Raw genomic sequence first — 25933 nt, forward strand, 5'->3', positions numbered from 1 at the left:
AACCTGGAAAAGAAGCCTGTGCGACGTAACCCTAGCTGCTCAAATCCTGTCAGGCGAGGGCGGCCGAGGCGGCGTCTGAGGGTTTTGTGGCGCGGCTGGGCTGGATCGCCCGCAAGGAGCGTCCTGTCGCTCTCCGACGCTGATCCAAGCGCTTCTGTTGTCGGGATCGAAAGCCAGCATGACGACGGTCTGGCAATTGCGCGCGTTGCGCGTCGTCGACCGGGCGAGAAGCAGGACCAGCGGATGAATCTGGTCGATATGAGGCGTTTCGTAGAGTGAGTCCGCGATCATGTCTCGGCGCAGCAGCAGAAACGTCCGGATCAGGGCCGCCTGTTCCATATTGGTCAGGGCGTCGTAAGTCGTGGCGAGGACGACCCTGCATTTGCGCTGTCCGGTCGGATTGCGCGCCACGTCGTTCTCGATGATCGCGAAGCGGCCGCCGTCTTCTCTCCAGGCGTTTTCGCGTTCTGGTCGAAATCCCCGATCGGCTCTCAACCCGGCCGGCGGCGCATAAGGCTTGAGGTCCGCGGTGTTCAAAGGCGTTCCATGCTCGATCGAGGCGATGCAGCGCTCCGCAAGATCCCGCCATTCGGCGCTGACGCGGTCGCGCGGCTCCCGCTCCATCAGCGCGCGAGCGCCGAGTCCCACGGCGAAGCCTCCGATGAGGATCGCCGCCCATACCCGAACGCGGAAGCCCAAAGGTCAGAGCCTGTCGATCATCGACTGGGTGATCAGGCAGACGCCCTTCTTGGTGCGGCGGAAGCGCTGGGCGTCGAGCTTGGGATCCTCGCCGACGACGAGCTTTTCGGGGATCTTCACGCCGCGGTCGATCACCACGTTCTTCAGCCGGGCGTGGCGGCCGATGTCCACGTAAGGCAGCACGACCGCCCGCTCCACCTCGGCGAAGGAGTTGGCGCGCACGCCCGTGAACAGCAGCGACTCCTTCACCCCCGCGCCGGAGACGATGCAGCCGCCTGACACCAGCGACGACACCGCGCGGCCGCGCCGCTCCTCGGTGTCGTGGATGAACTTCGCCGGCGGCGTGATCTCGGCGAAGGTCCAGATCGGCCACTCGTGATCGTAGAGGTCGAGCGCCGGGATGAAGTCGGTGAGGTCGATGTTGGCCTCGAAATAGGCGTCCACCGTGCCCACGTCCCGCCAGTAGGGCTCTCCCTCCTTGCTGGAGCGCACGCAGGATGTGGAGAAGTGGTGCGCCACCGCTTTGCCGTTCTTCACGATCTCCGGGATGATGTCCTTGCCGAAGTCATGGGACGAGTTCGGATCCGCCGCATCCTTGCGCAGCAGGTCGAACAGGAACGCGGTGTCGAAGACGTAGATGCCCATGCTGGCGAGCGCCACGTCCGGCTTGCCGGGCATGGGCGGCGGGTCCTTGGGCTTCTCCAGGAAGTCGACGACGCGGTTGGCCGCGTCCACATGCATCACGCCGAAGCCCGAAGCCTCCGCGCGCGGCACCTCGAGGCAGCCGATGGTGACGTCGGCGCCGCTCTCCACATGCTGGGCGAGCATCAGCTCGTAATCCATCTTGTAGATGTGGTCGCCGGCCAGGATCACCATGTGGCGCGGGGCGTAGTCCTCGATGATGTCGAGGTTCTGATAGACCGCGTCGGCGGTGCCGAGATACCAGGCCTCCTCCGACACCCGCTGGCTCGCGGGCAGGATGTCGAAGCTCTCGTTGCGCTCGGTGCGGAAGAAGTTCCAGCCGCGCTGCAGGTGGCGGATGAGGCTGTGGGCCTTGTACTGGGTCGCGACGCCGATGCGGCGGATGCCGGAGTTGAGCGCGTTCGAGAGCGCGAAGTCGATGATGCGGGTCTTGCCGCCGAAATAGACCGCGGGCTTGGCGCGCCGGTCGGTCAGCTCCATCAGGCGCGAGCCGCGCCCGCCCGCGAGCACATAGGCCATGGCTCCGCGCGCATAGGGCGGACCGAGCGGCGTTTTCGCGACCATCAGGCGCATTCCCCCTTGAGCATCATCAGCCGGACGTCCTCGCCGCCGCGCTTATCGCGCCGACGGCGGGCGTCCGTTCGTCATCCGTCCTGGCGTAAAGATAGCGGACGGATCAGCGGCTTGCAGGCGTCACGCCCCAAATATCGTCGGCGTATTCCGCGATGGTGCGGTCGGAGGAGAACCAGCCCACCCTTGCGGTGTTGACGACGCTCGCCTTCATCCAGGCCGCCCGGTCGCGCCACAGCTTGTAGACCCGCCGCTGGGCCGCGAAATAGGCGTCGAAGTCGGCGGTCACCAGGAAGGTGTCATGGGCCAGCAGCCCGTCGATGAGGCCGCGGTAGCGGTTCGGGTCGTCGGGCGAGAACACGCCGTTGCGGATCGACTCCAGCACCTCGCGCAGCATGGACGAGGCCTCCACGGCGGCGTGGGCGTCGTAGCCGCGGCGCTTGCGCGCCTCCACCTCCTGCGCGGTCAGGCCGAAGATGAAGATGTTGTCGTCGCCCACATGCTCCTTGATCTCCACATTGGCGCCGTCGAGCGTGCCGATGGTGAGCGCGCCGTTCAGCGCCAGCTTCATGTTGCCGGTGCCCGACGCCTCCATGCCGGCGGTGGAGATCTGCTCCGAGAGGTCGGCGGCGGGGATGATGATCTCCGCAAGCGAGACGTTGTAGTTCGGCAGGAACGCCACCTTCAGCAGGCCGCGCACGGTGGGGTCGGAGTTCACCACCCGCGCCACGTCGTTGGCGAGCTTGATGATGAGCTTGGCCTGATGATAGCTCGCCGCCGCCTTGCCGGCGAAGATCTTCACCCGCGGCATCCAGGCTCGCATGGGCTGGGCGCGCATGGCGTTGTAGATCGCCACCGTCTCCAGAATGTTCAGAAGCTGGCGCTTGTACTCGTGGATGCGCTTGATCTGGACGTCGAACAGCGCGTCCGGGTCCACCTGGATGTCGAGCCGGTCGGAGATCACCTTCGCGAGCGCCACCTTGTTGGCGCGCTTGGCGTCGATCAGCCGCTCGTGCAGGCCGGAATCGGTCGCCATGCCGGCGAGCTTCTCGAGCCGCATGGGATCGTCCAGCACCTCCGGGCCGACCGCGTCGATCAGGATCGAGGTCAGGCCCGGATTGGCCTGGGACAGCCAGCGGCGGAAGGTGATGCCGTTGGTCTTGTTGACGATGCGGTCCGGGTGCAGCCGGTGCAGGTCGCGGAACACGGTCTGCTTCATCAGCTCGGTGTGCAGCGCCGAGACGCCGTTGATCTTGTGCGAGCCGGTGAAAGCGAGCTGGCCCATGCGAACCCGGCGGCCGTTGCTCTCGTCGATCAGCGAGATGGAGGCCAGCAGGCCGTCGTCGCCGGGGTGGCGCTTGCGGGCGGCGTCCAGCTCCAGCGCGTTGATGAGGTAGATGATCTGCATGTGGCGCGGCAGCAGCCGCTCCATCAGCGGCACCGGCCAGCTCTCCAGCGCCTCCGGCAGCAGGGTGTGGTTGGTGTAGGAGAAGGTGGCGAGCGTGACTTTCCACGCCTCGTCCCAGTCGAGGCCGTGCACGTCCATCAGCAGGCGCATCAGCTCTGGCACCGCGATCGCCGGATGGGTGTCGTTGAGCTGGATCGCCACATGGTCGGCCAGCGAGCGCAGGTCGCCCCACTCCTCCAGATGGCGGCGGACGAGGTCCTGCAGCGAGCCGGAAACGAAGAAATACTCCTGCCGTAGCCGCAGCTCCTGGCCGGCGGGCGTCTCGTCGGAGGGGTAGAGCACCCTGGAGATGGATTCGACCCGCACCCGGTCGGCGAGCGCGCCCACGTAATCGCCGCGGTTGAAGGCCTCGAGCTTGATCTGATCGCCGGCGCGGGCGGACCACAGCCTGAGCGTGTTCACATGCCGGCCGCGCCAGCCGACCACGGGCGTGTCGAACGCCACCGCCTCCACCGTCTCGGCCGGGCGCCAGACGTGGCGGGCGACGCCGCCCTCGCTGACCTGCTCCACATAGCCGCCGAAGCCGATGGGGTAGTCGATCTCGGGATGGGCGAACTCCCACGGATTGCCGAAGGACAGCCAGTCCTCCGGGTACTCCTGCTGCCAGCCGTCGCGAATGCCCTGCCGGAACAGGCCGTGGTCGTAGCGGATGCCGTAGCCGAAGGCCGGCACGCCGATGGAGGCCATGGAGTCCATGAAGCAGGCGGCGAGGCGGCCGAGGCCGCCGTTGCCGAGCGCCGCGTCCGGCTCGGCGGTGCGGATGCGGTCGAGATCGACGCCGAGGCCGCTCAGCGCCTCGCGCGCCACCTCGGTGAGGTTGAGGTTGTTGAGCGCGTCGAACAGCAGACGGCCGATCAGGAACTCCAGCGACAGGTAATAGACCCGCTTCTCGGGCTTATTCTCCTTCGAGGCGTGGTCCACGATCCAGCGGTCGACGATGCGGTCGCGCACGGCGTAGGCGGTGGCGACGAACCAGTCCCGGGGGCTCGCGGTCTCCGGCGAACGGCCGACCGAATAGGTGAGCTCGGCCAGGATCTCCTTCTGCAGCCGCTTGACGTCGACGCCGGGATCGGGCGCGCCGGCGGGGGCGGCCTCGCGCACGGGACGGCGCGCCGCCTCGGGATCGATCGGGGTCGGAACGTCGTTCATGCGAGGTCTCCCGCTGCTTTGCGCCATCGCCGGCGCCGTCCGCGCCAGTGAGGCATGACCGTTCCCGCATGGCAAATGCCGCAATGCGGTAGAGGCGCCTAAATTCTGTGCGACCTTTGCGCGCGCCCAGTCTGGCGTCAGCCGGCCCCGCCGCGAGGCTCCAGCGTGGCCGCGCCGTCCACCGGCTCGCCGTCCTCGAAGGCCCGTTCCACCTCAACGAAATCATCGGGGTAGAAGCCGTTGAAGCGGGTGCGCAGCGCCAGGCTGTAGGCCCCGATGTGCCCGATCTCGATCCAGTCGCCGGCGCCCACCGTGTCCGGCAGCCAGAACGGGCGGGACAGGATGTCGACGCTGTCGCAGGTCGCGCCGCAGATGCGGAAGGGGGTGAGCTTCGGCGCCGCGGCGCGCTTGGGCCGGGGCCGCGCCGGGTCGGGGATGACCCGGGCGGGCAGGGTGATCTTGCCGGTCCAGGAATCCGACAGCGAGCTCCAGATGCCGTCGTTGATGTAGAGCCGTTGGCCCTTCTTCAGCAGCACCCGCACCACCACCGACAGGCAGCGCGCCACAACCACCCGGCCGGGCTCGGCGACCAGCGGCAGGGCCCCAAGCCCCCAGCCGTCGATCTCGGTCTGCACCCGGCGCACCAGATCGCCGACCGGGGGCGGCGGCGGGGCGGGCCGGCGCAGGTCGCGGCCGTAAGGGGCGGGGAAGCCGCCGCCGATGTCGAGCGCCGCGATGTGGACGCCGGCGCGGCCCTTCACCCAGGCGGCGGAGGCGACGGCGCGTTCGTAGGAATCGAGGTCCTCCACCTGGCTGCCCACATGGAACGCGAGCCCCGCCCGGAAGCCGATGCGGTCGATGCGCTGGAGCAGCTCCACCGCATGGGCCGGCGCGGCGCCGAACTTCTTCGACAGCTCGTAGGCCGCATGGCCCTTGGTGGCGAGCCGCACGAACAGCGTCACGTCCTCCGGCGCGATGTCGAGGCCGCGCACGACCCGCAGGATCTTCGCCGCCTCGTCCTCATGGTCCACGGCGATGGCGCGGATGCCATAGGTTTCGAGCGCGAGGCGGATGTCGGACGAGGCCTTGACCGGGTGCATGTAGAGCTGGGCGGCCTCCGGCGCCGCGGCCCGCGCCGCCGCGAACTCCGCCGGGCTGGCCACGTCGAAGGCCTTCACGCCCGCTTGGGCCAGCGTCTCCAGCACGAAGGGCTCGCCGTTGGTCTTCACCGCATAGGCCGTGACGCCCCGGAAGGCGTCGAGGAAGGCGCGGGCGTCGGCGGCCAGCGTGCGCGGCGCGAAGGCGTAGACGGGACGGTCGGGCCGCAGGGCGAGGGCGGCGTCGCGGGCGGTCGGAAAACGCTGCATGCGGGCGTGGGCCTCCGGGAACGGGATGGGCGGGGCGCAGTCAGCGCGCGGATCGTGACGCGGACGCGACGGCGGCCGTGCTGAAAAACCCGCCGTCATGGCCTACCTAAGGCGTCGATCCTCCGCGTCCGCCTCGCCCGATCCGTTTCGTCCGTCTCGAAAGCCCGCCCATGCCCGATCCCCGCGACCTCGAACGCAACCGCCTGTCCGCCCGCGTCGGCCGCTACGCCCGCGTGGGCGCCAATGTGGGCGGGGTGGCCGCGAAGGTGGCGGGCGCGCGGCTGTTCGGCGGCGGCGACCGGGCGGCGCGGGCCGCCGACCTGCGTGCGGCGCTGGGCGGGCTGAAGGGGCCGATCATGAAGGTGGCGCAGCTGCTCGCCACCATTCCCGACGCCCTGCCGCCGGAATACGCCGAGGAGCTGGCGCAGCTTCAGTCCGACGCGCCGCCCATGGGCTACGCCTTCGTCAAGCGCCGCATGGCGGCGGAGCTTGGGGCGGAATGGCTCACGAAGTTCGGCTCATTCGAGAAGGAGCCCGCCGCCGCGGCTTCGCTGGGGCAGGTGCATCGCGCGACCGCCCTCGACGGCGCGCCGCTCGCGGTCAAGCTGCAGTATCCGGACATGGCCTCGGCGGTGGAGGCGGACCTCACCCAGCTCGGCTGGCTGTTCGATCTGCGCGCCCGCTTCGACAGCGCCATCGACACCAGCGAGATCCTCAAGGAGATCGGCGAGCGCATCCGCGAGGAGCTGGACTACCGCCGCGAGGCCGCCCACGCCCGGCTCTACGCCCACATGCTGGCGGACACGGCCGAGGTGCGGGTTCCGGGCGTGCGCGGCGAGCTCTCCACCGGGCGTCTGCTGACGCTGGACTGGCTGGAGGGGACGCGGCTGCTCGCCCACAAGGCCGCCCCGCTCGAGGTCCGAAACCGGCTCGGCGTCGCCATGTTCCACGCCTGGTGGCGGCCGTTCTCGCGCCACGGCGTCATCCATGGCGACCCCCATCTCGGCAACTACGCCGCCTTTTCCGAAAGCGGCGAGCCGCAGGGCGTGAACCTGCTGGATTACGGTTGCGTGCGCATCTTCCCGCCGCGGTTCGTCGGCGGCGTGGTCGACCTTTATGAGGGTCTGCGTGACGGCGACGACACCCGCGTGGCCCACGCCTACGAGACCTGGGGCTTCCAGCGCCTCACCCGCGACCTGATCGAGACGCTGAACATCTGGGCGCGGTTCATCTACGGTCCGCTGCTGGACGACCGGACGCGCACCGTCGCGGACGGCGTCTCGCCCGGCGCCTATGGGCGTAAGGAGGCGTTCCGGGTGCACCAGGAGCTGAAGCGCAAGGGGCCGGTCACGATTCCGCGCGAATTCGTGTTCATGGACCGGGCCGCCATCGGCCTCGGCGGCGTGTTCCTGCATCTCGGGGCCGAGCTGAACTTCGCGCGCCTGTTCCAGCGCGAGATCGAGGGGTTTTCGGTCGAGCGCGTGGCCACGCGGCAGGCCGAGGCGCTTGACGTGGCGGAGCTGGAGAAAAGCCTCTAGAAGCGCGCCAGAGGCGCAGCGGAGAGCACTAAAATCATTTCGGATGAGATTGAAATCGGGCGGGGCGTGCAGGGCGTCGTTTACGAGCTGCCCGATGGGCGGATCGTAAAGCGCTATTTCCCGCATATTCCCCAAAAGCTCATATTGTCGGAATATCTCTGCACCCGCCATGCGTACGAGCATGGCGTTCCGACCTGGCGTCCGGACGAGTTGCTTGACGACGGGCGATCCATCGTCGGTTCAAAACTCGAAGGGGTTTCCCTGTCGAGCTTTGTCACTGGCCGCCCATGGGACGCCATGGCTGTAATGGCGCAGCTTGGCGAAACGCACGCGGCCATCCATCAGACGCCGACGTTCAAGGGCGCCAGGCTTTGGCGCGTCAGGCAAAGAGCGCCGATCGCAGCCAAAGCGCTTCCTGATTTCACGCCGTCGGATGTTGACCGGGTGAACGAGATTCTGGGACAGGACGCAGCCGAACGCGGCTTCTGTCATGGCGATCTGTCTCCAGCGAATGTGGTCGTGCGTGAAAAGCGGCTGGCTGTGATCGACTGGGGGCGCGCCGGCGTCGGTTGCTTCGTTCAGGATGTGGCGCGGACCTTCTGTTTCATCCTTTACGTGCGCCCCAAATTCGGCTGGGTCCCCTCAAGGATGCTTTTGCCGTTCCGGATGCGTTTGGCGCAGAGCTATCTGTCGGCCTACATCGCGGCGACCGGAAGGTCGGAAACTGCGGTCCTGTTGTGGGTCGCCTGCGAACTGGCGCGCGAATCCCGCCGGTTGCGCCGAGAAGCGATCCGAGCCCTGCTTCGCGCGGCCTATCGCGATGTGTTGGGCGTGGTGCGGGCGCGTCTCTGAAGGAGGAGCGCTGTCCTGGCGCTCGGCTCCGCCGAGGCCCATCTCGCCGAAAGCGGCCGCACGAGGGCGGCGGTCGAGGCCTGGGCCGCCGTCACGCTCGCGTCAGCGGCCGTGGACGCGCGCCGGCCGGCCGCCTCCCGGGCTCTGGCCCGGGCCGCGCTTGAGCGGGTGGCTCGCGCCTTCGAGCGCGCGGCCTGATCTCATTTTCAATTGATTATTGAGCTGTTTGGCGCTCGCCCGCGCGGATTTGGCGCGCAGGATTGTCCTGTTCTGGCATTTGGTATACCAGTACGTTTAGGGGGGTTTGCTCCCTCCGATGCTTTAGGCTAAGCCCGACGCGCGAGTGCGACACAATGACGTCGAGCACATTGAAAGGGACGGATATGGCAGGGATCACCGAATACGCCACGGCGACCGGCAACGACTACGCCGAGCACGAGCGCACCTATGCGGGCGTTATGAAGATGTCGAAGATCGGCACGGCCATGGCCGTCCTGGTCGTGATCTCGCTCGCCATCGGCGGCGTGACGGGCCCGTGGTGGCTCTGCGGCCTCGGCGTGGCGCTCGCCATCGTCGGCGGCGTCATCGGCGCCGTGAGCGAGAAGGGCACCATCCTGCCCATCATCGGCTCCGCGCTGCTTCTCGTCGCGCTCTGGTACATCGTCTGATCCGATGAAGATCGCCGTCGCCAAAGAGACAGACCCGTCGGAGCCGCGCGTCGCCCTGACGCCTGACGTCGTCAAGAGGCTGAAGGGGCTTGGCGCCTCGATCAGCGTCGAGACCGGCGCAGGCCTCACTGCAGGCGCCACCGACGAGGCATACAGCGAGGCGGGCGCCGAAATCGCCTCCTCGCGCGCGGCAGCGCTGTCCGGCGCCGACGTGCTCCTGACCGTGCGCCGCCCGGCGCCCGAGGGCGTGACGGGCCTCAAGCCCGGCGCGCTCGTGATCGGCACGATGGACCCTTACGGAGCCGCCGAAGACATCGCGGCGCTCGCCGCCGCGAACGTCTCCCTCTTCGCCATGGAGCTGATGCCCCGCATCACCCGGGCCCAGGTCATGGACGTGCTCTCGTCCCAAGCCAACCTCGCGGGCTACCGCGCGGTGATCGACGCCGCCGCCGAGTTCGGCCGCGCCCTTCCCCAGATGATGACCGCCGCCGGCACGGTGCCGCCGGCCAAGGCCTTCGTCATGGGCGCGGGCGTCGCCGGCCTCCAGGCCATCGCCACCGCCCGGCGCCTCGGCGCCGTGGTGTCGGCGACCGACGTGCGGCCCGCCGCCAAGGAGCAGGTGGCCTCGCTCGGCGCCAAGTTCGTGGCGGTCGAGGACGAGGAGTTCAAGCAGGCCGAGACCGCGGCCGGCTACGCCAAGCCCATGTCGGCCGAGTACCAGGCCAAGCAGGCGGAGCTGGTGGCGAACCACATCGCCAAGCAGGACATCGTGATCACCACCGCGCTCATTCCGGGTCGTCCGGCGCCGCGGCTCGTGACCGCGGCCATGGTGAAGTCCATGAAGCCCGGCTCGGTGCTGGTGGATCTCGCGGTCGAGCGCGGCGGCAACGTCGAAGGCGCGGTCGCGGGCGAGGTGGTCGAGGTGAACGGGGTCAAGATCGTCGGGCACCGCAACGTGCCGGGCCGTCTCTCGGCGTCGTCCTCCGCGCTCTACGCAAAGAACCTGTCGGCCTTCCTCGAGACCCTGCTCTCCAAGGAGACCAAGGAGCTCGCCGTCGACTGGGACGATGAGCTCGTCAAGGCGACCCTCCTGACGAAGGACGGCGCCGTCGTGCATCCCATCGCCAAGCCCGCGGAGACGAACTGATGGCCGCGCTTTCCCCTGAAGAGGCCGCGGACCGCGCCCAGGCCGCGGCCGACGCCGCGCGCGAGGCGGCGGCCGCCGCCCAGTCCTACGCCGACCAGATCGCCGACGCGGCGGGCGTCGCCCTGCACGGCGCCACCGGCGGCGTGATCGATCCCTTCGTGTTCCGCCTCGCGATCTTCGTGCTGGCGGTGTTCGTGGGCTACTACGTGGTGTGGAGCGTGACGCCCGCGCTGCACACCCCCCTGATGGCGGTCACCAACGCCATCTCATCCGTCATCGTCGTCGGCGCGCTGCTCGCCGTCGGCGTCGATCTGGCCGGCGGTTCGGGCCCCTGGTGGGCGCGCGGCTTCGGCTTCGTCGCCCTGGTGCTCGCCTCGATCAACATCTTCGGCGGCTTCCTCGTCACCCAGCGCATGCTCAGCATGTACAAGAAGAAGGGCTGACGACCAGCGATGACCGACATCGTCCAGATCCTCTACCTCATCGCCGGCGTTCTCTTCATCCTGTCGCTGCAGGGCCTGTCGAGCCCGGCTTCCTCCCGGCGCGGCAACGCCATGGGCATCGCGGGCATGACGCTCGCGATCCTGACCACGCTGTTCGTCTCCCCGCCCCACGGGGTGGGCGGCTGGCTGCTGGTGATCCTCGGCCTTGGCGTCGGCGGCGCCATCGGCGCCCTCACCGCCAAGCGCATCGCCATGACGGCGATGCCGCAGCTGGTGGCCGCCTTCCACTCGCTCGTCGGCCTCGCCGCCGTGCTGGTGGCGGCCGCCGCCCTCTACGCGCCGGAAGCCTTCGGCATCGGCGCGGTGGGCGCGATCCACGGCCAGTCGCTGGTGGAGATGGCGCTCGGCGTCGCGATCGGCGCGATCACCTTCACCGGTTCGCTGATCGCCTTCGCTAAGCTCGACGGACGCATGTCCGGCAAGCCGATCATGCTGCCCATGCGCCACGTCATCAACATCGGCCTGTTCGCGCTGATCGTGGTGCTCGGCGTGGCGTTCGTGATCACCGAGAGCCACTTCGTGTTCTGGCTCATCGTGCTGGCCTCGCTCGCCTTCGGCTTCCTGATCATCATCCCGATCGGCGGCGCGGACATGCCGGTGGTGGTCTCGATGCTCAACTCCTATTCGGGTTGGGCCGCGGCCGGCATCGGCTTCACGCTCGGCAACCTGGCGCTGATCATCACCGGCGCGCTGGTGGGCTCGAGCGGCGCGATCCTGTCCTACATCATGTGCAAGGGCATGAACCGGAGCTTCATCTCCGTGATCCTCGGCGGCTTCGGCGGCTTCGGCGGCGACGCCGCGGCGGGCGGGGGCGGAGCCGGCGGCGGCGAGCAGCGGCCGGTGAAGCAGGGCTCGGCCGACGACGCCGCCTTCATCATGAAGAACGCGTCCAAGGTCATCATCGTGCCGGGCTACGGCATGGCGGTGGCGCAGGCCCAGCACGCGCTGCGCGAAATGGCCGACAAGCTGAAGGAGGAGGGCGTCGAGGTGAAGTACGCCATCCATCCGGTGGCGGGCCGCATGCCGGGCCACATGAACGTGCTGCTCGCCGAGGCGCAGGTGCCCTACGACGAGGTGTTCGAGCTGGAAGACATCAACTCCGAGTTCTCGGGCGCGGACGTGGCCTTCGTCATCGGCGCCAACGACGTCACCAACCCGGCGGCCAAGACCGACAAGACTTCGGCGATCTACGGCATGCCGATCCTCGACGTGGAGAAGGCGGGCACCGTCCTCTTCATCAAGCGCGGCATGGCGGCGGGCTACGCGGGCGTGGAGAACGAGCTGTTCTTCCGCGACAACACCATGATGCTGTTCGGCGACGCCAAGAAGGTCACCGAGGCGATCGTGAAGGGCCTCTGAGGCTCCGGCGATCCGCGACGACATCGGGAGAGGCCGGGCCGCGACGCCCGGCCTCTTCTGTTTCAGGACGTTGTCCAGAGGGCGCGGCCTGATCACCCGTCATGCCCAAGCTCGGGCATGACGGTCAGGGAGAGGTCCCGAACGGGCGCCGTGACGTCCGGAATCGCGCGGCTCATTCGCCCCAAAAATGCCGTGATTAGATAAATTTCAAAGTAATAACAAAAACTTGCGAGCGCGGGGACGGGGGCGCATAGCTTCCGCACGACCTCTCCCGCTCCGGCGTCCCACCGATGCTCGCACCCTTTCTGATCATGCTGCGCGAAGGGCTCGAGGCGGCGCTCATCGTGGGCGTCATCGCGAGCTACCTGCGCCAGACCGGCCGCGACGGCTGGCTGCCGGCGATCTGGATCGGCGTGCTGCTGGCGGTGGCGGCCTCGTTCGCGATCGGCGCGGCGCTGCAGTTCGCGAGCGCCGAATTTCCCCAGAAGACGCAGGAGCTCTTCGAGGCTCTCGTCGGGCTGGTGGCGGCGGCGCTGCTCACCGGCATGGTGTTCTGGATGCGCAAGGCGGCGCGCACCATCGCCTCCGACCTGCGCCATTCGGTGGACGAGGCCTTGGCCGGCGGCTCCGGCGCATGGGGGCTGGTGGCCATGGCCTTCTTCGCCGTGGCCCGCGAGGGGCTGGAGTCGATCTTCTTTCTGCTCGCCATCGTGCAGCAGAGCCCCGGACCCGGCGCGGCGCTGGGGGCGCTCGCAGGCGTCGCGGTCTCGGCCGCGGTTGGCTACGCCATCTTCCACGGCGGCGCGCGCATCGACCTCCGCCGTTTCTTCCGCTGGACCGGCGTGCTGATCCTGATCGTGGCCGCGGGCCTGCTCGCGGGCGTGGTGCGGCAGCTGCACGAGGCGGGGCTGTGGAACCACCTGCAGACGCTGGCGTATGACCTGACCGGCGTGCTGCCGGCGTCGAGCCCGGTGGGCGCGGTGCTGGCGGGTCTGTTCAACTACCACGACGCGCCGACGGTGGGCGAAGTCGTCGTCTATGTGACGTTCCTCGCCGTCACGCTTGTCCTGCTGCTGCGGCCGCACGCGCCGGCGCCCCAGCCGGAGCGGGCCGGCGCCTCCGTGAAGGCCCGATCATGACGCCGCCCGCATCCCGCCGCGCGCCGTCCCGCCGCGCGCTCCGTCTCGGCGTCGCGGGCGCGGCCCTGCTCGCGCTCGCCGGCGCGGCGCTGTTCGCCTACGCCGTCAAGCGCGGCGGGCCGAAGCCCGAAGACGGGGCGATCGCCGTGGCGGTGCGCGACGGCCGCTGCGAGCCGAACGACCTTACGGTTCCCGCCGGACGCGCGGTCTTTCACATCCGCAACCAGTCCGACCGGACGCTGGAATGGGAGATCCTCGACGGCGTGATGGTGGTGGAGGAGCGTGAGAACATCCCGCCCGGCTTCAGCGCCCGCCTGACCGCGCGTCTGAAACCCGGAACGTACCAGATCACCTGCGGGCTGCTGTCGAACCCGCGCGGCACGCTGACGGTGACGCCCTCCGCCGCGTCCGAGGCGGCGCGCGCGCGGCCGCCGATCACCGCCTTCATCGGCCCGCTGTCGGAATACAAGGTCACGCTGGCGCTGCAGTCCTCCGCCTTCGTGACGCAGGTCGGCAGACTGCGGGAGGCGATCGCGGCCGGCGATCTCGATGCGGCGAAGGCCCGGTTCGCGGAGGCGCGGGCGGCCTATCGCCGGCTCGAGCCCATGGCGGCGCGTTTTGGCCACCTGAAGAACGCGCTCGACGGCGCGGCGGACTATCTGGCCGAACGCGAGGCCGATGCCGCCTTCCGGGGCCTGCCGCGCATCGAATACGGGCTGTTCGCCAAGGGGGCTGTCGAGGGCCTCGCTCCGGTCGCCGCCGCGCTCGCCGAGGACGCGGCGGCGCTCAAGGCCCGCCTGCGCGAGCTGAAGCTGGCGCCGGAGGACCTGTTCGGCGCCTCGGCCCGGCAGGCCCGGCTGCTGGCGGACGGCGCGGTGGTCCACGGCCTTGCGCCCTACGCGAAGAACGACGCCGCGGAGCTTGGCGCGGAGCTCGACGGCATGGCGAAGGCCGCCGGGCTGCTGTCGCCGCTGCTGAAGGAGGCGTCGCCGGAGGCGGCCACAGCCCTCGACCTGCGCTTTGCGGAGACCCGCGCGGCGCTTGCTGGGCTTTCTCCGGGCGCTGGCCGTGACGATCCCGCCCGGACGGCGCTCGCCCAGCGCTTCGGCGCGCTGTCGGACGCGCTGCGGCAGGCCGCCGCAGCGCTCGGGCTGGAGTGAGCGCCATGGGGGAGCCGGGGCACAGCCGAAGGGCGCTGCTCAAGGGCGTCGGCGGGTTGGTGGCGGCCTGTCCGTTCGCGGCGTCGGTCGCGCGCGCCGAGCCCCATGTCACCGACGCGCCGCTTGCGAACCACGCGTCGCAGGACGACCGCACGCCCTTTTACGGCGCGCGGCAGGCGGGCGTGGTCACGCCCCGTCCGGCGCACGGCATGGTGGCGAGCTTCGCGGTGGTGGCGGACGACGCCGACGCGCTGGAGGCGCTGTTCCGGCGTTTGACCGAGCGCATCGCCTTCCTCACCGCGGGCGGCCCCGTGCCCGTGCTGGACCCGAAGCTGCCGCCGGCGGATTCCGGCCTGCTCGGTCCGGTCGCCAGACCGGACGGGCTCACCGTCACGGTGGCGCTCGGCGCCTCGCTGTTCGACGACCGGCCGTGGCTCCGGCCGCTGAAGCCGAAGCGGCTGACGCGCATGACACGCTTCCCCAACGACGCGCTCAACGCCGACCTGTGCCACGGCGACCTGACGCTGCAGATCTGCGCCAACTCCCAGGACGCCACGATCCACGCGCTGCGCGACATCATCAAGTCGATCCCCGACCAACTCATCCTGAGCTGGAAGCAGGAGGGCGCGGTGCCGGTGGTCGCGCCCGGACCGGACGGGACCGCGGAGAGCGCGCGCAACTTCCTCGGCTTCCGCGACGGCTCCGCCAACCCGGATTCCCGCGACGAGGCCTTGATGGACCGGGTGGTCTGGGTCGGCGCCGGCGATGGCGAGCCGGACTGGGCCACGGGCGGCAGCTATCAGGCGGTGCGCATCATCCGCAATTTCGTGGAGCGCTGGGACCGCACGCCGCTCGGCGAGCAGGAGCGCATCATGGGCCGCTCCAAGATGACCGGCGCGCCGCTCGACAAGCTTTCGGCGAGCGAATTCGTCGGGCCGGATTACGCGCAGGACAGGGACGGCCGCCTGACGCCGCTCGATTCCCACATCCGCCTCGCCAATCCCCGAGACGCCAAATCCGACGCCAACCTGATCCTGAGGCGGCCGTTCAACTATTCGAACGGCGTCACCCGTTCCGGCCAGCTCGATCAGGGCCTGCTGTTCATCTGCTACCAGGCCGATCTCGACGCCGGCTTCATTTCCGTCCAGCGTCGGCTCGATGGCGAGCCGCTGGAGGAGTACGTCAAGCCGGTCGGCGGCGGCTACTTCTACGTCCTGCCCGGCGTCGAAACCCCATCCGACCATCTCGGCCGCGCGCTCGTCGCCGCCGCCCGCGAGCCGCGGGACGGATGAGCGCCGGCCGTCCCGCCGCCCGCGCGCGTCCGGCGTCGCCGGCCGCGATTTTCGCACCTGGAGCGATCCCATGAAGCTGAAGCATTCCCTGGCGGCCGCCGGCCTCGCGCTGGTCCTGGCGTCCGGCGCCTTCGCCCGCGACGCGGCGCTCGACCTGGTCGAGCCGCTGGCCGAGTACAAGGTCTACGTGACCGAGAAGACCGAGAAGCTGGAGACCGACGTCGCGGCCTTCACGGCGGCGGTCAAGGCCGGCGAGATCGACAAGGCCAAGGCGCTGTTCGCCCCGTCGCGCATGAGCTACGAGGCCATCGAGCCGATCGCGGAGCTGTTCGGCGATCTGGACGCCTCGATCGACTCCCGCGCCGACGACCACGAGGGCGGCGAGGCCAACCCCGACTTCATCGGCTTCCACCGCATCGAATACGCCCTGTGGGTCAAGAGCTCCACCGAAGGCCTCGCGCCCGTGGCCGACAAGCTGCTGGCCGACGTGAAGGAGCTGCGCACGCGCATCGCGGGCCTCACCTTCCCGCCGGAGAAGGTGGTCGGCGGCGCCGCCGCGCTGATGGAGGAGGTGGCCGCCACCAAGATCTCCGGCGAGGAGGATCGCTACAGCCACACCGACCTGTGGGACTTCCGCGCCAACTTCGACGGCTCCCGCAAGATCGTGGAGCTGGTGCGTCCCCTGATCGCCAAGAAGGAGGCCACGTTCCTCAAGACCGTCGACGCCAATTTCGAGCGCATCGACACGATCCTGTCCAAGTACAAGCAGGGCGAGGGCTACGTGTCCTACGAGAAGCTGACGGACGGCGACCGCAAGGCGCTCTCCGCCGCGGTGAACACGCTGGCCGAGGACCTCTCCAAGCTGCGCGGCAAGCTCGGCCTGGACTGAGAGCCGATCTGCGACGTCGCCGCCACGCCCGGTCACAGCTCCGGGCTGGCGGCGACGTCATGAGCCGGCGCGGAACACGAAGGTCGCGCCGAGCCCGATCAGGGCGAAACCGATGGCGTGGTTCAGCGTGAAGCGCTCGCCCAGGTAAAGCACCGAGAACACGGCGAACACGATGAGCGTGATCGCCTCCTGCATCGCCTTGAGCTGGGCGGTGGAATAGACCTCGGCGCCGATCCGGTTCGCGGGCACCGCGAAGCAGTATTCGATCAGCGCGATCATCCAGCTCACCAGGATCGCGATCCAGAGAGCCTGGTTCTTGTCCTTCAGGTGCCCGTACCAGGCGAACGTCATGAAGACGTTCGACACCACCAGCAGCGCGGGCGTGGCGATCAGCGACAGGTTCATGGAGCTGGTCCGTTAGGCGATGCGAAGGCTCACGCGCTTGGGGCCGGCGCGGCGGCTCCCGGCGCGCGATCCTCGCCGACCGGCGGCTCATAGCCGTTCGTTTCGGGCATCGCCACGAGATAAAGCGCGAAGCCGGCGCCCGCGAGGGCGGCGAGCGTGAAGAACGCCGCCGAGTAGCCCGCCGACACGATCACGAGCCCCGCGACCGACGCGCTGACGGCGGCGCCGAGCCCCTGGGCGGTGGCGACCGCGCCCTGCGCCACGTTGAAGCGTCCCGTCCCGCGGGTGAGATCCGCCACGATGATCGGGAACAGCGCGCCGTAGACCCCGGCGCCGACGCCGTCCAGCAGTTGCACCCCGACCAGCCAGTAGGGATCGTCCGACAGCGGATAGAGCGCGCCGCGCAGCGCCAGCACGCCGAAGGCGACGAGGAAGATCGGCTTGCGGCCCCAACGGTCGGCGCGGGCCCCCGCGATCGCCGCCACCGGGATCATCACCACCTGCGCCGCCACGATGCAGATGGCGATCAGCGAGGTGGCGTAGGCGTCGCCCACCACCTTGGTGAGCAACTGCCCGACGGTGGGCAGCATGGCGGCGTTGGAGAGGTGGAACAGCGCGGCGAGGCCGGCGAACAGCAGCAGGGCGCGGTTCTTCAGAAGAACGGCGAGGCCGGAGGGCGCCGCGGCGTCGTCCGCCGCCGTGCGGTCCATGCCGCGGGCGAGGTCGTGGTCGATCTCGTCCGACGGCACCATCAGCAGGGCGCCGATGCTGAGAACCGCCGCGCCCGCCATGAGCCAGAACACCACCACCGGGCCGAACAGATAGGCGAGGGCGCCGGCGAGCGCCGCGGATGTGGCGTTGCCCGCATGGTTGAACGCCTCGTTGCGGCCGATGCGGCGGGCGAACAGCTTCGGGCCGACCACGCCCAGCGTGATGGCGGCGATGGCGGGGGCGAACACCGCGCCGGCGGCGCCTGCGAGCGACTGGGTGATCGCCACCAGCGCGAAGCCGGACACGAAGGGCAGCAGCACGCAGCTCAGCGTGACCGCCGCCGCCGCGATCAGCACCACGAGCCTGGTGCTGCGGAAGCGGTCGATCAGGGCGCCGGCGGGCGTCTGCGCCAGCAGTCCCGCGACGCCCGCAAGCGTCATGACGAAGCCGACGGTGGCCTCGTTCCAGCCCTGATCCGGCCCGCGCACGGCGAGCAGATAGATGGCGAGATAGGGGCCGAGGCCGTCGCGCACATCGGCGAGGAAGAAGTTCAGCGCGTCGAGCCCGCGCAGGGCGCGACCCGACGGCCGCCAATCCGGGGCCGCTCGGGATTCCGATGCGCCGCTCATGCCACCGTCCCCGATCACGCTGAGATCACGAGCACGTAAACGAGGGGCTGGAAAGTTGGTTCCGGCGGATCGGAGCCATCTCGCGGGCGTTCAGAAGGAGCGGCGGCTTCCCTGAGGCCGGAAGGCGGAGGGGTGTGGCATGCTGGTCGAGACGTCCGACGCCTATCTGATCGAATCCGGCCTCCGGCTGCTCGCGGCCGCCGGCTGCGGCATCGTGATCGGACTCAACCGAGATCTCAAACAGAAGCCCATGGGCATGCGGACGCTCGGCCTCGTCGCCGTCGGCGCGGCGGTGGCGTCCCTGGCGGCGCTTCATCCGGAGGAGATACGGACCAATCCCGACGCCTTCAGCCGCGTGGCGCAAGGCATCCTGCAGGGCGTTCTGACCGGAATCGGGTTCATCGGCGCCGGCGCCGTTCTCAAGCTGCCCGACGACACCGCCATCAGGGGCCTGACGACCGCCGCAGCGGTCTGGGCGACGGCGGCGCTCGGGATCGCCTGCGCTCTGGCGGACTGGCGGTTCATGCTCATCGCTTTCGTCGTCACCGGGATCGTGCTGATCCTGCCCCGGAAGATCGCCCGGTGGGGCGGCTTCGAACTGGACGACTAGCGGCCCCTGCGCCTTTTTTGGACGCCGGACGCGGCGGCGGGGGCTCGCATTGCGCTTCGTCTTTCGTCTAAACTCACGGCGGAACCTCTGTCGGGATCGCCATTTGATCAGCGCCTTCGACCTCTTCAAGATCGGCGTCGGCCCGTCGAGTTCGCACACCGTGGGGCCGATGGCGGCGGCGCGGGCGTTCCGGGACCATGTGGCGCTGCTGAACGGCGTCGCCCATGTGGAGGTCGAGATCTTCGGCTCGCTCGCGTGGACGGGCAAAGGCCACGGCACGGATCTCGCGCTCTGCCTCGGCCTGCTTGGCCACGAGCCGGCCACGGTGGACCCGGACAAGATGGCGGACTACGTCGCCGCGCTGCGCAGGGCCCGGCGGCTCGACGGCGCGCTGTCCCATGTGGCGTTCGATCCCGACCGGGACGTGATCTTCCAGTTCAAGGAGCTGCTGCCGTTCCACACCAACGGCATGCGCTTCCGCGCTTATGACGCGGCCGGGCGGCTGCTGGACGAGCAGGTGCGCTACTCCATCGGCGGCGGCTTCGTGGCCGCAGGGCCGGAGGCTGCGGGCGAGGACGTGGCCTATCCGCTGCCGTTCGAGAGCGGGGCGGAGCTGCTGCGGCTCTGCGCCGAAAGCGGCCGCACCATGGCCGAGCTGCAGTTCGCGAACGAACTCGCCCGCCGCACCCGCTCCGAGGCGGAGGCCGGGCTCGACGGGATCGCCGCCGCCATGTTCGACTGCATCGACCGGGGCATGCGGCAGGACGGCGTGCTGCCCGGCGGGCTGAAGGTGCGCCGCCGCGCCAAGAAGCTGCACGAGACGCTGGAGCAGCGCTCCACCGTCAACAGCCGCCCTCCGCACGAGATCGTGGACTGGGTCAGTCTCTACGCGCTCGCCGTGAACGAGGAGAACGCCGCCGGCGGCCGGGTGGTCACCGCGCCCACCAACGGGGCGGCGGGCATCGTGCCGGCGGTGCTGCGCTACTGCCGCGACTTCTGCCCCGGCTGGTCGCCCGAACGGGGGCGCGAATTCCTCCTGACCGCCGCGGCCATCGGCGGCCTGATCAAGCGCCGGGCCTCGATCTCGGGCGCGGAGGTGGGGTGTCAGGGCGAGGTGGGCTCCGCCGCCGCCATGGCCGCAGCCGGCCTCACCGCGGCGCTCGGCGGCACGCCGGAGCAGATCGAGAACGCCGCCGAGATCGCCATGGAGCACCATCTCGGCATGACCTGCGACCCGATCGGCGGGCTGGTGCAGATCCCCTGCATCGAGCGCAACGCCTTCGGCGCCAACAAGGCCATCGTCGCCGCCTCGCTGTCGCTCCGGGGCGACGGCGTCCACCGCGTCACGCTGGACGAGGTGATCGAGACCATGCGCCAGACCGGCGCCGACATGCAGGCGAAGTACAAGGAGACCTCGCAGGGCGGCCTGGCGGTCAACGTCGCCGCCTGCTGAACGCGCAGGCGCGGCGCGTCACCGGCCCGGCGCGCGCCGCACGTCGGTCAGGCTGCGGGAGGCCGGCGCGCCGAAGGTGCGCCGGAAGTCCCGGGCGAAATGGGGCTGGTCGGCGTAGCCGGCCGCGTGGGCCGCGGCGGTGAAGCTGGCGCCGCCCACGATCTCCGCGATCGCGCGCCGCATGCGGGTCCAGCGCCGGTAGCGCCGGAACGACACGCCGATCTCCGCCGTGAACAGATGCTGCAGGCGGGAGACCGACAGGCCGGCGGCGCGGGCGGCCTGGTCCAGCCGCGCGGTCTCGTTCTCCGCCGCAAGGTCCGCGGCCCGCCTCACCCGCGCGTCCACGGCGCAGGGCGCCCGGCGGGCGGAGAACCGCGTCAGGTCCGCGATCGCTTCGTCCGCCCAGCCGAGGCTCGCCGGATCGTCGAACAGCGCGCGGAACGTCTCCGTCTCGCCCGCGTGGCCGATCAGCGCGCCGTCCGCCTCCTCCGCGTCCCGCAGCAGCGCCTGCAGCGCGGGCGCGCCTTCGGCCTGCGGCTCCAGATAGAGAACGCCAAGCGGGTCTCCGTCGAGCCGCAACTCGTGGGGGACGCCGGCCGGGATCAGCGCCGTGCGGCAGGTGCGCCATGGGCCGTTCCCGACCTTGAGCGCGAAGCGTCCGTATGGCCCGGCCAGAAACACCGGCGCGCCGTGCTCATGCGCGGCGTTGCGGTCCAGCGGTCCCACGAACAGCGTGCGCGGGCCGTCGAGCCGCCACAGGGGGCGGCGCGAGGCGCTTTCGGCAGCGGAAACGTTCAAGCGCCCGCCCTCCCGCGGCGTCCAGCATCCGGCCTCCCGGCGGATGCGGGAGAGCCTAGCCGCGGACGGTCCCGCGCGCAGCGGCTCACGCCCTCTCCGCCTTATCGTCTTTGGACTGAGAACGAGGCGCCCGATGCCGCAGATGTCTCCCTTCACGCTCACCCGCCGCCGCTGGCTCGCCGGAGCGCTGGCCGCGCCCGTCGCGCTCAAGGGGCTGGCCGCGCCGGCGCAGGCTGAGGCGCCGCAGGCGGACGCCGCGCCGCAGTTCCGTCGCTTCCGCCTCGGCGGCTTCGAGGTGACCGTGTTCGCGGACGCCGTCGTCACCATCGACGGCCCGTGGCCGATCGTGGGCGAGGATCGCCCGAAGCAGGAGGTCGAGGCGCTGATGCGCGAGCGCGGCCTGACGCCGGACCGGTTCAGCCCCGGCTTCAGCCCGGTGCTGATCGACACCGGCCGACAGCGCGTGCTGATCGACGCCGGCAACGGCGCGGACGGGTTCGTGCCAAAGCCGGCCGGCGGCCGGCTCCGGAAGGCGCTCGCCTCGGCGGGCGTCCGTCCCGAGCAGATCGACGTGGTCGCCATCACCCACGCCCACGCCGATCACATCGGCGGGCTGCTAGGGGAGGGCGGTCCGGCCTTCCCCAACGCCGGCCATCTCATGGGCGCGGCCGAGCACGCCTTCTGGGCGGACGAGGCCCGTCTCGGCGCGGCGGAGGGCTCCAACGCGCTGAACTCCGCCCGCCTGTTCCGCCGCGTGGCGCCGGCGGTGGGCGATCGCCTGCGCCTGATCGCGCCCGGCGACGAGGCGGCGCCGGGGATCACGGCGGTGGCGGCCTTCGGCCACACGCCCGGCCATCTCGCCTTCCATGTGGAGAGCGAAGGCAAGCGGCTGCTGGTCTGGGGCGACTGCGCCCATCACGAGGTCGCCTCGCTCGCCCATCCCGAATGGAGCGCGCTGTTCGACCAGGACAAGGCGCAAGGGGCGGCGACCCGCGCCCGCATCTACGACATGGCCGCCACGGAGAAACTGCCCGTCATCGGCTATCACACGACGTTCCCCTCCTTCGGCGTGGTGGAGCGGGACGGGGCGGCCTATCGCTGGCGGCCGGAACCCGCCTCCCTGATGGAGTGAGACGCAAGGGCGCGTTGACGGCCGCGTGATCGCGGCCTCTCTATCCCGGCCATGAGATACGTTCTGATCGCGCTGCTCAGCCTCAACGCCGGCTATGTGGACGCCACCGGCTTCCTGGCCCTGCACGGCCTGTTCCCGACCCATGTGACGGGCAACTTCGTCACGCTCGGCGCGGCGCTGGCGCTGGGCGCCTCCGGCATTCTGGCCAAGGTGCTGGCGCTGCCGCTGTTCTGCGCGGTGGTGCTGGCGTCCCGGCTCGCCGGCGGCGGGCTCGACCGCATGGGATGGCCGGGCCTGCGCATCATGTTCGCGCTTGAGGCGGCGCTGCTCAGCGTGGCCGCGGGGCTGGCGCTGCGGCTCGGACCGTTTCCGGACGGCGACGCCCCGACCGCGCTCGCGGTCGGCGGGGCGATGGTCTCCGCCATGGCGATCCAGAACGCGGTGCACCGGGTGCGCCTCGCCCACCTGCCGCCCTCCACCATCATGACCGGCACCACCACGCAGGTCATGGTCGATCTCGCCGACTTCCTCCGGCCCGCCGCGCCGGAGGTGCGCGCTGCCGCGCGCCGGCGTCTCGGCCCCATGTCGGCGGCGCTGGCCTTCTTCGCGCTCGGCTGCGGCGCGGCCGCCTTCGCCCATGTGCTGGACGAGAAGCTGAGCTTCCTTGTCCCTCCCATCCTCGCGTTAGCGACCCTGATCGCCGGCTGGCGCCACAAGGCGCCGTGATCTTGGAAGGCTGTCCGTAAGGCTTGCTTTCCGTCATGCCCGCCATCGGCGGGCATCCACGATTTCCTGCGTCGGGACGCCCTGAAACGCTCATGTGGTAACCGGTATCAGAACTGGCCGAGCGGCGATTGGGGCTCCGCTGTCAGGTCGGCTCGGCGCCAAGAGCGGACATCAACCAGCAGCCCAAAGCTAACCTTCAAAGCTTGATGCCTCAACCCTGACTGGTAGGCTGCCAGTCAGAGGAAGCCATGGCTATAAAAAAACTCGCATTGAGTGCGCTGGTTGTGAACCGCGCAAATGACCGTCACGGGGAGCTTGAGAACGAGACAGCCGCGATTGCATGGCTCTTTAAAGCGCGTGAAACGCACATGCGAAGTCTGACAAAGGACATCGTGGAGCAGGGCGAAATATACGAGTATCCTCTCGTTTCTCCTGATAAGTCAAAATTCATCGTATTCGACGGCAACCGCCGTGTGACGTGTCTCAAGCTTCTCGACGATCCGCGCCGAGCGCCGACTACAGAGCTCCAAGCATTTTTCCGGGACCAGAAGGCGCTTTGGAAAGGCGCATTCCCTACAGAGATCCAGTGCCAGGTCGAAGCTGACCGTGACCGGATCGACGAAATCCTCTTCCGTCGCCACACCGGCTCGCAATCCGGCGTCGGTCAGAGCACCTGGGACGACCGGATGAAAGCAAACTTCGTCACGCGCACAGGCAAGGGTGGCGGGCCGCAAATTGCAGACGAGATCGAAAAGCGGCTGTCAGAGGCGAGCCTCCTGCCCACTCGTCGGAAGATCCCCCGCTCGACGCTGAACCGCCTGTTGTCGTCTGAACCTTTCCGACATCGCGTTGGCGTCAGTATGAAGGGCGGCCGGTTTCAATTCATACAAGACGAGGCCAAATCGCTCACCGCTCTGGCCCGTATCGCAAAAGACATGGCCGAACGCGATCTCGTCCTCGGCGATATTTGGGACATCGACGGCAAGCAGGGCTACCTCGACAAGCTTGAACTCGAGGGCGTCCTTCCCAAAAAAACAGTCACGGTGACGACAGCTGAGCCCACGAAGTCGGCTGAAAAGCCCGCAAAGGTGAAGCCAAGCGCCAAGGCGACGCCGACCCTCCGCACGACGCTTATTCCGCAGAAAGATTTCGATCTTAGTTGGCCGGGACGGCTTCAACGCCATCACCGCATCTGGGAAGAATTACAGTTTCACCTCGATTTGCGAACCCATCCCAATGCGATCTCGGTTCTCATGCGCGTGCTCATCGAACTCGCGTTGGAGAATTACATCAAAGAAGCGAAGGTCACAGCCCACGAGAACGACAAGCTCGCGACCCGGCTGGAGAAGGCAGGCCTGCACCTTCAGGCGGCTGGAAGGATTGACGCAAAGAAAATCGAGGTGTTGAAGAAGTTCAAGCAAGGCGAAAAGCTTGTGTCTGCTGACACGTTGAACAAGTATGTTCACTCAACGAATTTCGCGCCTTCGCCTGAGCATCTGATGTCTATCTGGGATAGCTTGGCCGACGTGATCGTCGAGATGTTGAAGGTCTAGTCAATCTTCTTCTGAACGTCGGATTCCTGTCTCTGATACTTCGGCAGCGTCAGCTTCTGGTTGTCCATCTCGATCTGGAATTCGAGCATGCCGTCATGGCACCAATAGATGAAATTGACGGAGTTCATGTCAGGATCTTCGTCGCTGAAGGCAGTAAAATTATTGACGAACCACTCGCGCATGTCGTCTTCGCCTATGAAATTGAACCACTCACCCGCGTACCAGAAGCGGGAGAGGCCTGTGTGTAGTAACCGCTCGGTTTGTGACATTCCCCAGAACGGTTTGAAGCCAATGAGCTTCATATCGGGCAGCCACGTCTTCGCGGCTTTGCGACGCTCCTTCGTTGATCGGGTTTTCCCGATTTTGAAGCGCCCGTTGTCTTCGATCACATACAGATAACCGGGATCAACGCGCCGAACCTGCCAGACAGGCATGACGGTGCCGACGTTGCCGAAGTCATTCGATCTGCCCCGATGAGAACCCTCAGTCATTTCATAGGCCTTCGATGCCCTGAGCCAGATCGAAATCGACACCAGCCTTCAAGGAAGGCTGCCCTATCAGTCGCGTCGCGTCCACATCCACTTCAAGCGTTAACCCTAGTCGCTCAATCAGCGGGCTAAGCCCCGGGTGCTCCTTAAGCCATTCCACATAGCCTTTAATTGAGGGACCGCCGAGGTTCAGCGCGAATTCATAACCATAGAAGATCAAGACGATGTAACGCTCACGTCGCCGGGTCAACAGCAGATCGATGATATAGCCCGCCTGAACCCAGTCTCCCGAGTCCGGGTGAGTCATTAGGGTCTCTTCTGGATAGACTTGACGCATATGGAAGGGCCAATGATCGGCGTTGTCGCCGACGCGGACCCATCGGCGGATGCCGTCCCAGTGGGGATCATCGATCAGGCGCTCGACATCAGCCGGTACCGCCGACAACCGCAAGGCGAGCACTTCCAGCGCGATCTTTGCCAAGAGCCGGGACATTTCGCGCTCTGGTGGTCGCATCTCGCGCGGGAACAGGATCGGAGTAAGGCTATGCTCGCTGGCGCCTCGGAGATGGGCCTGAATGGCCGCGGCGTCGCCGCTCCGTTCGAGTTGCAGCTCTGGCCCGCTCTGGCCGATCCGGAAGTTCACTCCGATGTCGAGCCCCGGGATGAAGCCGTACAGGCTGGGGTGCCGGCCTCTCTTGTTGGGGATGCGATACCAAGCCCGGAGGTTCCGGAATGACTCGTGGGCGAGAAGCGGCTGTTCGATTTTGCGTGCGATGTAGTTGTTGCACGGGTCACAAATCATGCCTCTCGGCAGGACGATCCGGTTGTTACCTAAAGACTGTGGAATGACATGCTCCACACTCGTCGCCGTGTTTGACGGGACCTTGCAGAATAGGCAACGCATCGCCTCAGCCCCTATAACGTGG

The 25933-nt window shown here is 68.6% G+C and carries 24 protein-coding genes; 15 read left to right on the top strand and 9 right to left on the bottom strand.

What is annotated here, in order from left to right; translation table 11 throughout:
• Positions 1–39: 39 nt before the first annotated feature.
• The 4 genes from PKE85_RS07440 to PKE85_RS07455 form a co-directional block, all read right to left on the bottom strand.
• The gene (locus PKE85_RS07440; protein ID WP_271204169.1) at positions 40–648 is read right to left on the bottom strand and encodes a hypothetical protein; all 609 of its coding nucleotides are present in this window, start codon (positions 646–648) and stop codon (positions 40–42) included.
• Between the two features lie 54 nt (positions 649–702).
• Positions 703–1965 (bottom strand): glucose-1-phosphate adenylyltransferase, encoded by a 1263-nt coding sequence (gene glgC, locus PKE85_RS07445; RefSeq protein ID WP_271204170.1) that lies wholly within the window; start codon positions 1963–1965, stop codon positions 703–705.
• Between the two features lie 112 nt (positions 1966–2077).
• Positions 2078–4588, bottom strand: a complete 2511-nt coding sequence (locus PKE85_RS07450) for a glycogen/starch/alpha-glucan phosphorylase (protein ID WP_271204171.1) — start codon at positions 4586–4588, stop codon at positions 2078–2080.
• A gap of 137 nt (positions 4589–4725) precedes the next feature.
• Positions 4726–5955, bottom strand: a complete 1230-nt coding sequence (locus tag PKE85_RS07455; protein WP_271204172.1) for a type III PLP-dependent enzyme domain-containing protein — start codon at positions 5953–5955, stop codon at positions 4726–4728.
• 170 nt (positions 5956–6125) lie between these two features.
• On the opposite strand from PKE85_RS07455, the gene PKE85_RS07460 reads away from it, so the two are divergent.
• The 10 genes from PKE85_RS07460 to efeO (PKE85_RS07505) all read left to right on the top strand — a co-directional run bounded on the left by PKE85_RS07460 (position 6126) and on the right by efeO (PKE85_RS07505) (position 16502).
• Positions 6126–7493, top strand: a complete 1368-nt coding sequence (locus PKE85_RS07460) for an ABC1 kinase family protein (protein WP_271204173.1) — start codon at positions 6126–6128, stop codon at positions 7491–7493.
• A gap of 66 nt (positions 7494–7559) precedes the next feature.
• Positions 7560–8345 carry a phosphotransferase enzyme family protein gene (locus PKE85_RS07465; RefSeq protein ID WP_271204174.1) on the top strand — a complete coding sequence of 262 codons (786 nt, stop codon included), beginning with the start codon at positions 7560–7562 and terminating at the stop codon, positions 8343–8345.
• 383 nt (positions 8346–8728) lie between these two features.
• Positions 8729–9013 (top strand): aa3-type cytochrome c oxidase subunit IV, encoded by a 285-nt coding sequence (locus tag PKE85_RS07470; RefSeq protein WP_271204175.1) that lies wholly within the window; start codon positions 8729–8731, stop codon positions 9011–9013.
• 4 nt (positions 9014–9017) lie between these two features.
• Positions 9018–10160, top strand: coding sequence for a Re/Si-specific NAD(P)(+) transhydrogenase subunit alpha (locus tag PKE85_RS07475; RefSeq protein ID WP_271204176.1), 1143 nt, complete (start codon positions 9018–9020; stop codon positions 10158–10160).
• Positions 10160–10603 (top strand): proton-translocating transhydrogenase family protein, encoded by a 444-nt coding sequence (locus PKE85_RS07480; protein ID WP_271204177.1) that lies wholly within the window; start codon positions 10160–10162, stop codon positions 10601–10603. Before PKE85_RS07475 ends, PKE85_RS07480 begins: the two co-directional genes overlap by 1 nt.
• 9 nt (positions 10604–10612) lie before the next feature.
• A complete protein-coding gene (locus PKE85_RS07485; RefSeq protein WP_271204178.1) occupies positions 10613–12022 on the top strand; it encodes an NAD(P)(+) transhydrogenase (Re/Si-specific) subunit beta in 1410 nt (469 codons plus the stop codon).
• A 290-nt stretch (positions 12023–12312) separates the two neighbouring features.
• On the top strand, positions 12313–13161 hold the full coding sequence (gene efeU, locus PKE85_RS07490) for an iron uptake transporter permease EfeU (RefSeq protein WP_271204179.1): 849 nt from the start codon (positions 12313–12315) through the stop codon (positions 13159–13161).
• Positions 13158–14321 (top strand): iron uptake system protein EfeO, encoded by a 1164-nt coding sequence (gene efeO / locus PKE85_RS07495; RefSeq protein WP_271204180.1) that lies wholly within the window; start codon positions 13158–13160, stop codon positions 14319–14321. The genes efeU and efeO (PKE85_RS07495) overlap by 4 nt, the downstream gene beginning before the upstream one ends.
• Positions 14322–14326: 5 nt before the next feature.
• Positions 14327–15613, top strand: a complete 1287-nt coding sequence (gene efeB / locus PKE85_RS07500; protein ID WP_271204181.1) for an iron uptake transporter deferrochelatase/peroxidase subunit — start codon at positions 14327–14329, stop codon at positions 15611–15613.
• Positions 15614–15683: 70 nt separating this feature from the next.
• The gene (gene efeO / locus PKE85_RS07505; protein WP_271204182.1) at positions 15684–16502 is read left to right on the top strand and encodes an iron uptake system protein EfeO; all 819 of its coding nucleotides are present in this window, start codon (positions 15684–15686) and stop codon (positions 16500–16502) included.
• A gap of 57 nt (positions 16503–16559) precedes the next feature.
• Here the strand turns inward: efeO (PKE85_RS07505) and PKE85_RS07510 are convergent, their stop codons facing one another.
• Positions 16560–16907, bottom strand: coding sequence for a DMT family protein (locus PKE85_RS07510; protein ID WP_271204183.1), 348 nt, complete (start codon positions 16905–16907; stop codon positions 16560–16562).
• Between the two features lie 29 nt (positions 16908–16936).
• Entirely contained in the window at positions 16937–18247 is a 1311-nt protein-coding gene (locus PKE85_RS07515; RefSeq protein ID WP_271204184.1) for an MFS transporter, read from the bottom strand.
• Positions 18248–18386: 139 nt separating this feature from the next.
• On the opposite strand from PKE85_RS07515, the gene PKE85_RS07520 reads away from it, so the two are divergent.
• Entirely contained in the window at positions 18387–18857 is a 471-nt protein-coding gene (locus PKE85_RS07520) for an MgtC/SapB family protein (RefSeq protein ID WP_271204185.1), read from the top strand.
• A 103-nt stretch (positions 18858–18960) separates the two neighbouring features.
• The gene (locus PKE85_RS07525; RefSeq protein ID WP_271204186.1) at positions 18961–20310 is read left to right on the top strand and encodes an L-serine ammonia-lyase; all 1350 of its coding nucleotides are present in this window, start codon (positions 18961–18963) and stop codon (positions 20308–20310) included.
• An 18-nt stretch (positions 20311–20328) separates the two neighbouring features.
• Here PKE85_RS07525 and PKE85_RS07530 read toward each other — a convergent pair whose 3' ends face one another.
• Positions 20329–21108 carry a helix-turn-helix domain-containing protein gene (locus PKE85_RS07530; RefSeq protein ID WP_271204187.1) on the bottom strand — a complete coding sequence of 260 codons (780 nt, stop codon included), beginning with the start codon at positions 21106–21108 and terminating at the stop codon, positions 20329–20331.
• A 142-nt stretch (positions 21109–21250) separates the two neighbouring features.
• Here PKE85_RS07530 and PKE85_RS07535 point away from each other — a divergent pair, with 142 nt between their 5' ends.
• The 3 genes from PKE85_RS07535 (at position 21251) to PKE85_RS07545 (ending at position 24519) form a co-directional block, all read left to right on the top strand.
• A complete protein-coding gene (locus PKE85_RS07535) occupies positions 21251–22240 on the top strand; it encodes an MBL fold metallo-hydrolase (RefSeq protein ID WP_271204340.1) in 990 nt (329 codons plus the stop codon).
• Between the two features lie 51 nt (positions 22241–22291).
• Positions 22292–22966 carry a YoaK family protein gene (locus PKE85_RS07540; RefSeq protein ID WP_271204188.1) on the top strand — a complete coding sequence of 225 codons (675 nt, stop codon included), beginning with the start codon at positions 22292–22294 and terminating at the stop codon, positions 22964–22966.
• Between the two features lie 248 nt (positions 22967–23214).
• Positions 23215–24519, top strand: a complete 1305-nt coding sequence (locus PKE85_RS07545; RefSeq protein WP_271204189.1) for a hypothetical protein — start codon at positions 23215–23217, stop codon at positions 24517–24519.
• On the opposite strand, the gene PKE85_RS07550 is transcribed toward PKE85_RS07545, so the two are convergent.
• Together PKE85_RS07550 and PKE85_RS07555 are read right to left on the bottom strand one after the other, a co-directional pair.
• Positions 24516–25052: a GIY-YIG nuclease family protein gene (locus PKE85_RS07550; protein ID WP_271204190.1), complete on the bottom strand. Its 537-nt coding sequence runs from the start codon at positions 25050–25052 to the stop codon at positions 24516–24518. The two genes, PKE85_RS07545 and PKE85_RS07550, sit on opposite strands and share 4 nt — an antisense overlap.
• A complete protein-coding gene (locus PKE85_RS07555; protein ID WP_271204341.1) occupies positions 25012–25911 on the bottom strand; it encodes an HNH endonuclease in 900 nt (299 codons plus the stop codon). The genes PKE85_RS07550 and PKE85_RS07555 overlap by 41 nt, the downstream gene beginning before the upstream one ends.
• Positions 25912–25933: the final 22 nt, after the last annotated feature.

This window comes from Methylopila jiangsuensis (assembly GCF_027922305.1).
Taxonomy (GTDB): domain Bacteria; phylum Pseudomonadota; class Alphaproteobacteria; order Rhizobiales; family Methylopilaceae; genus Methylopila; species Methylopila jiangsuensis.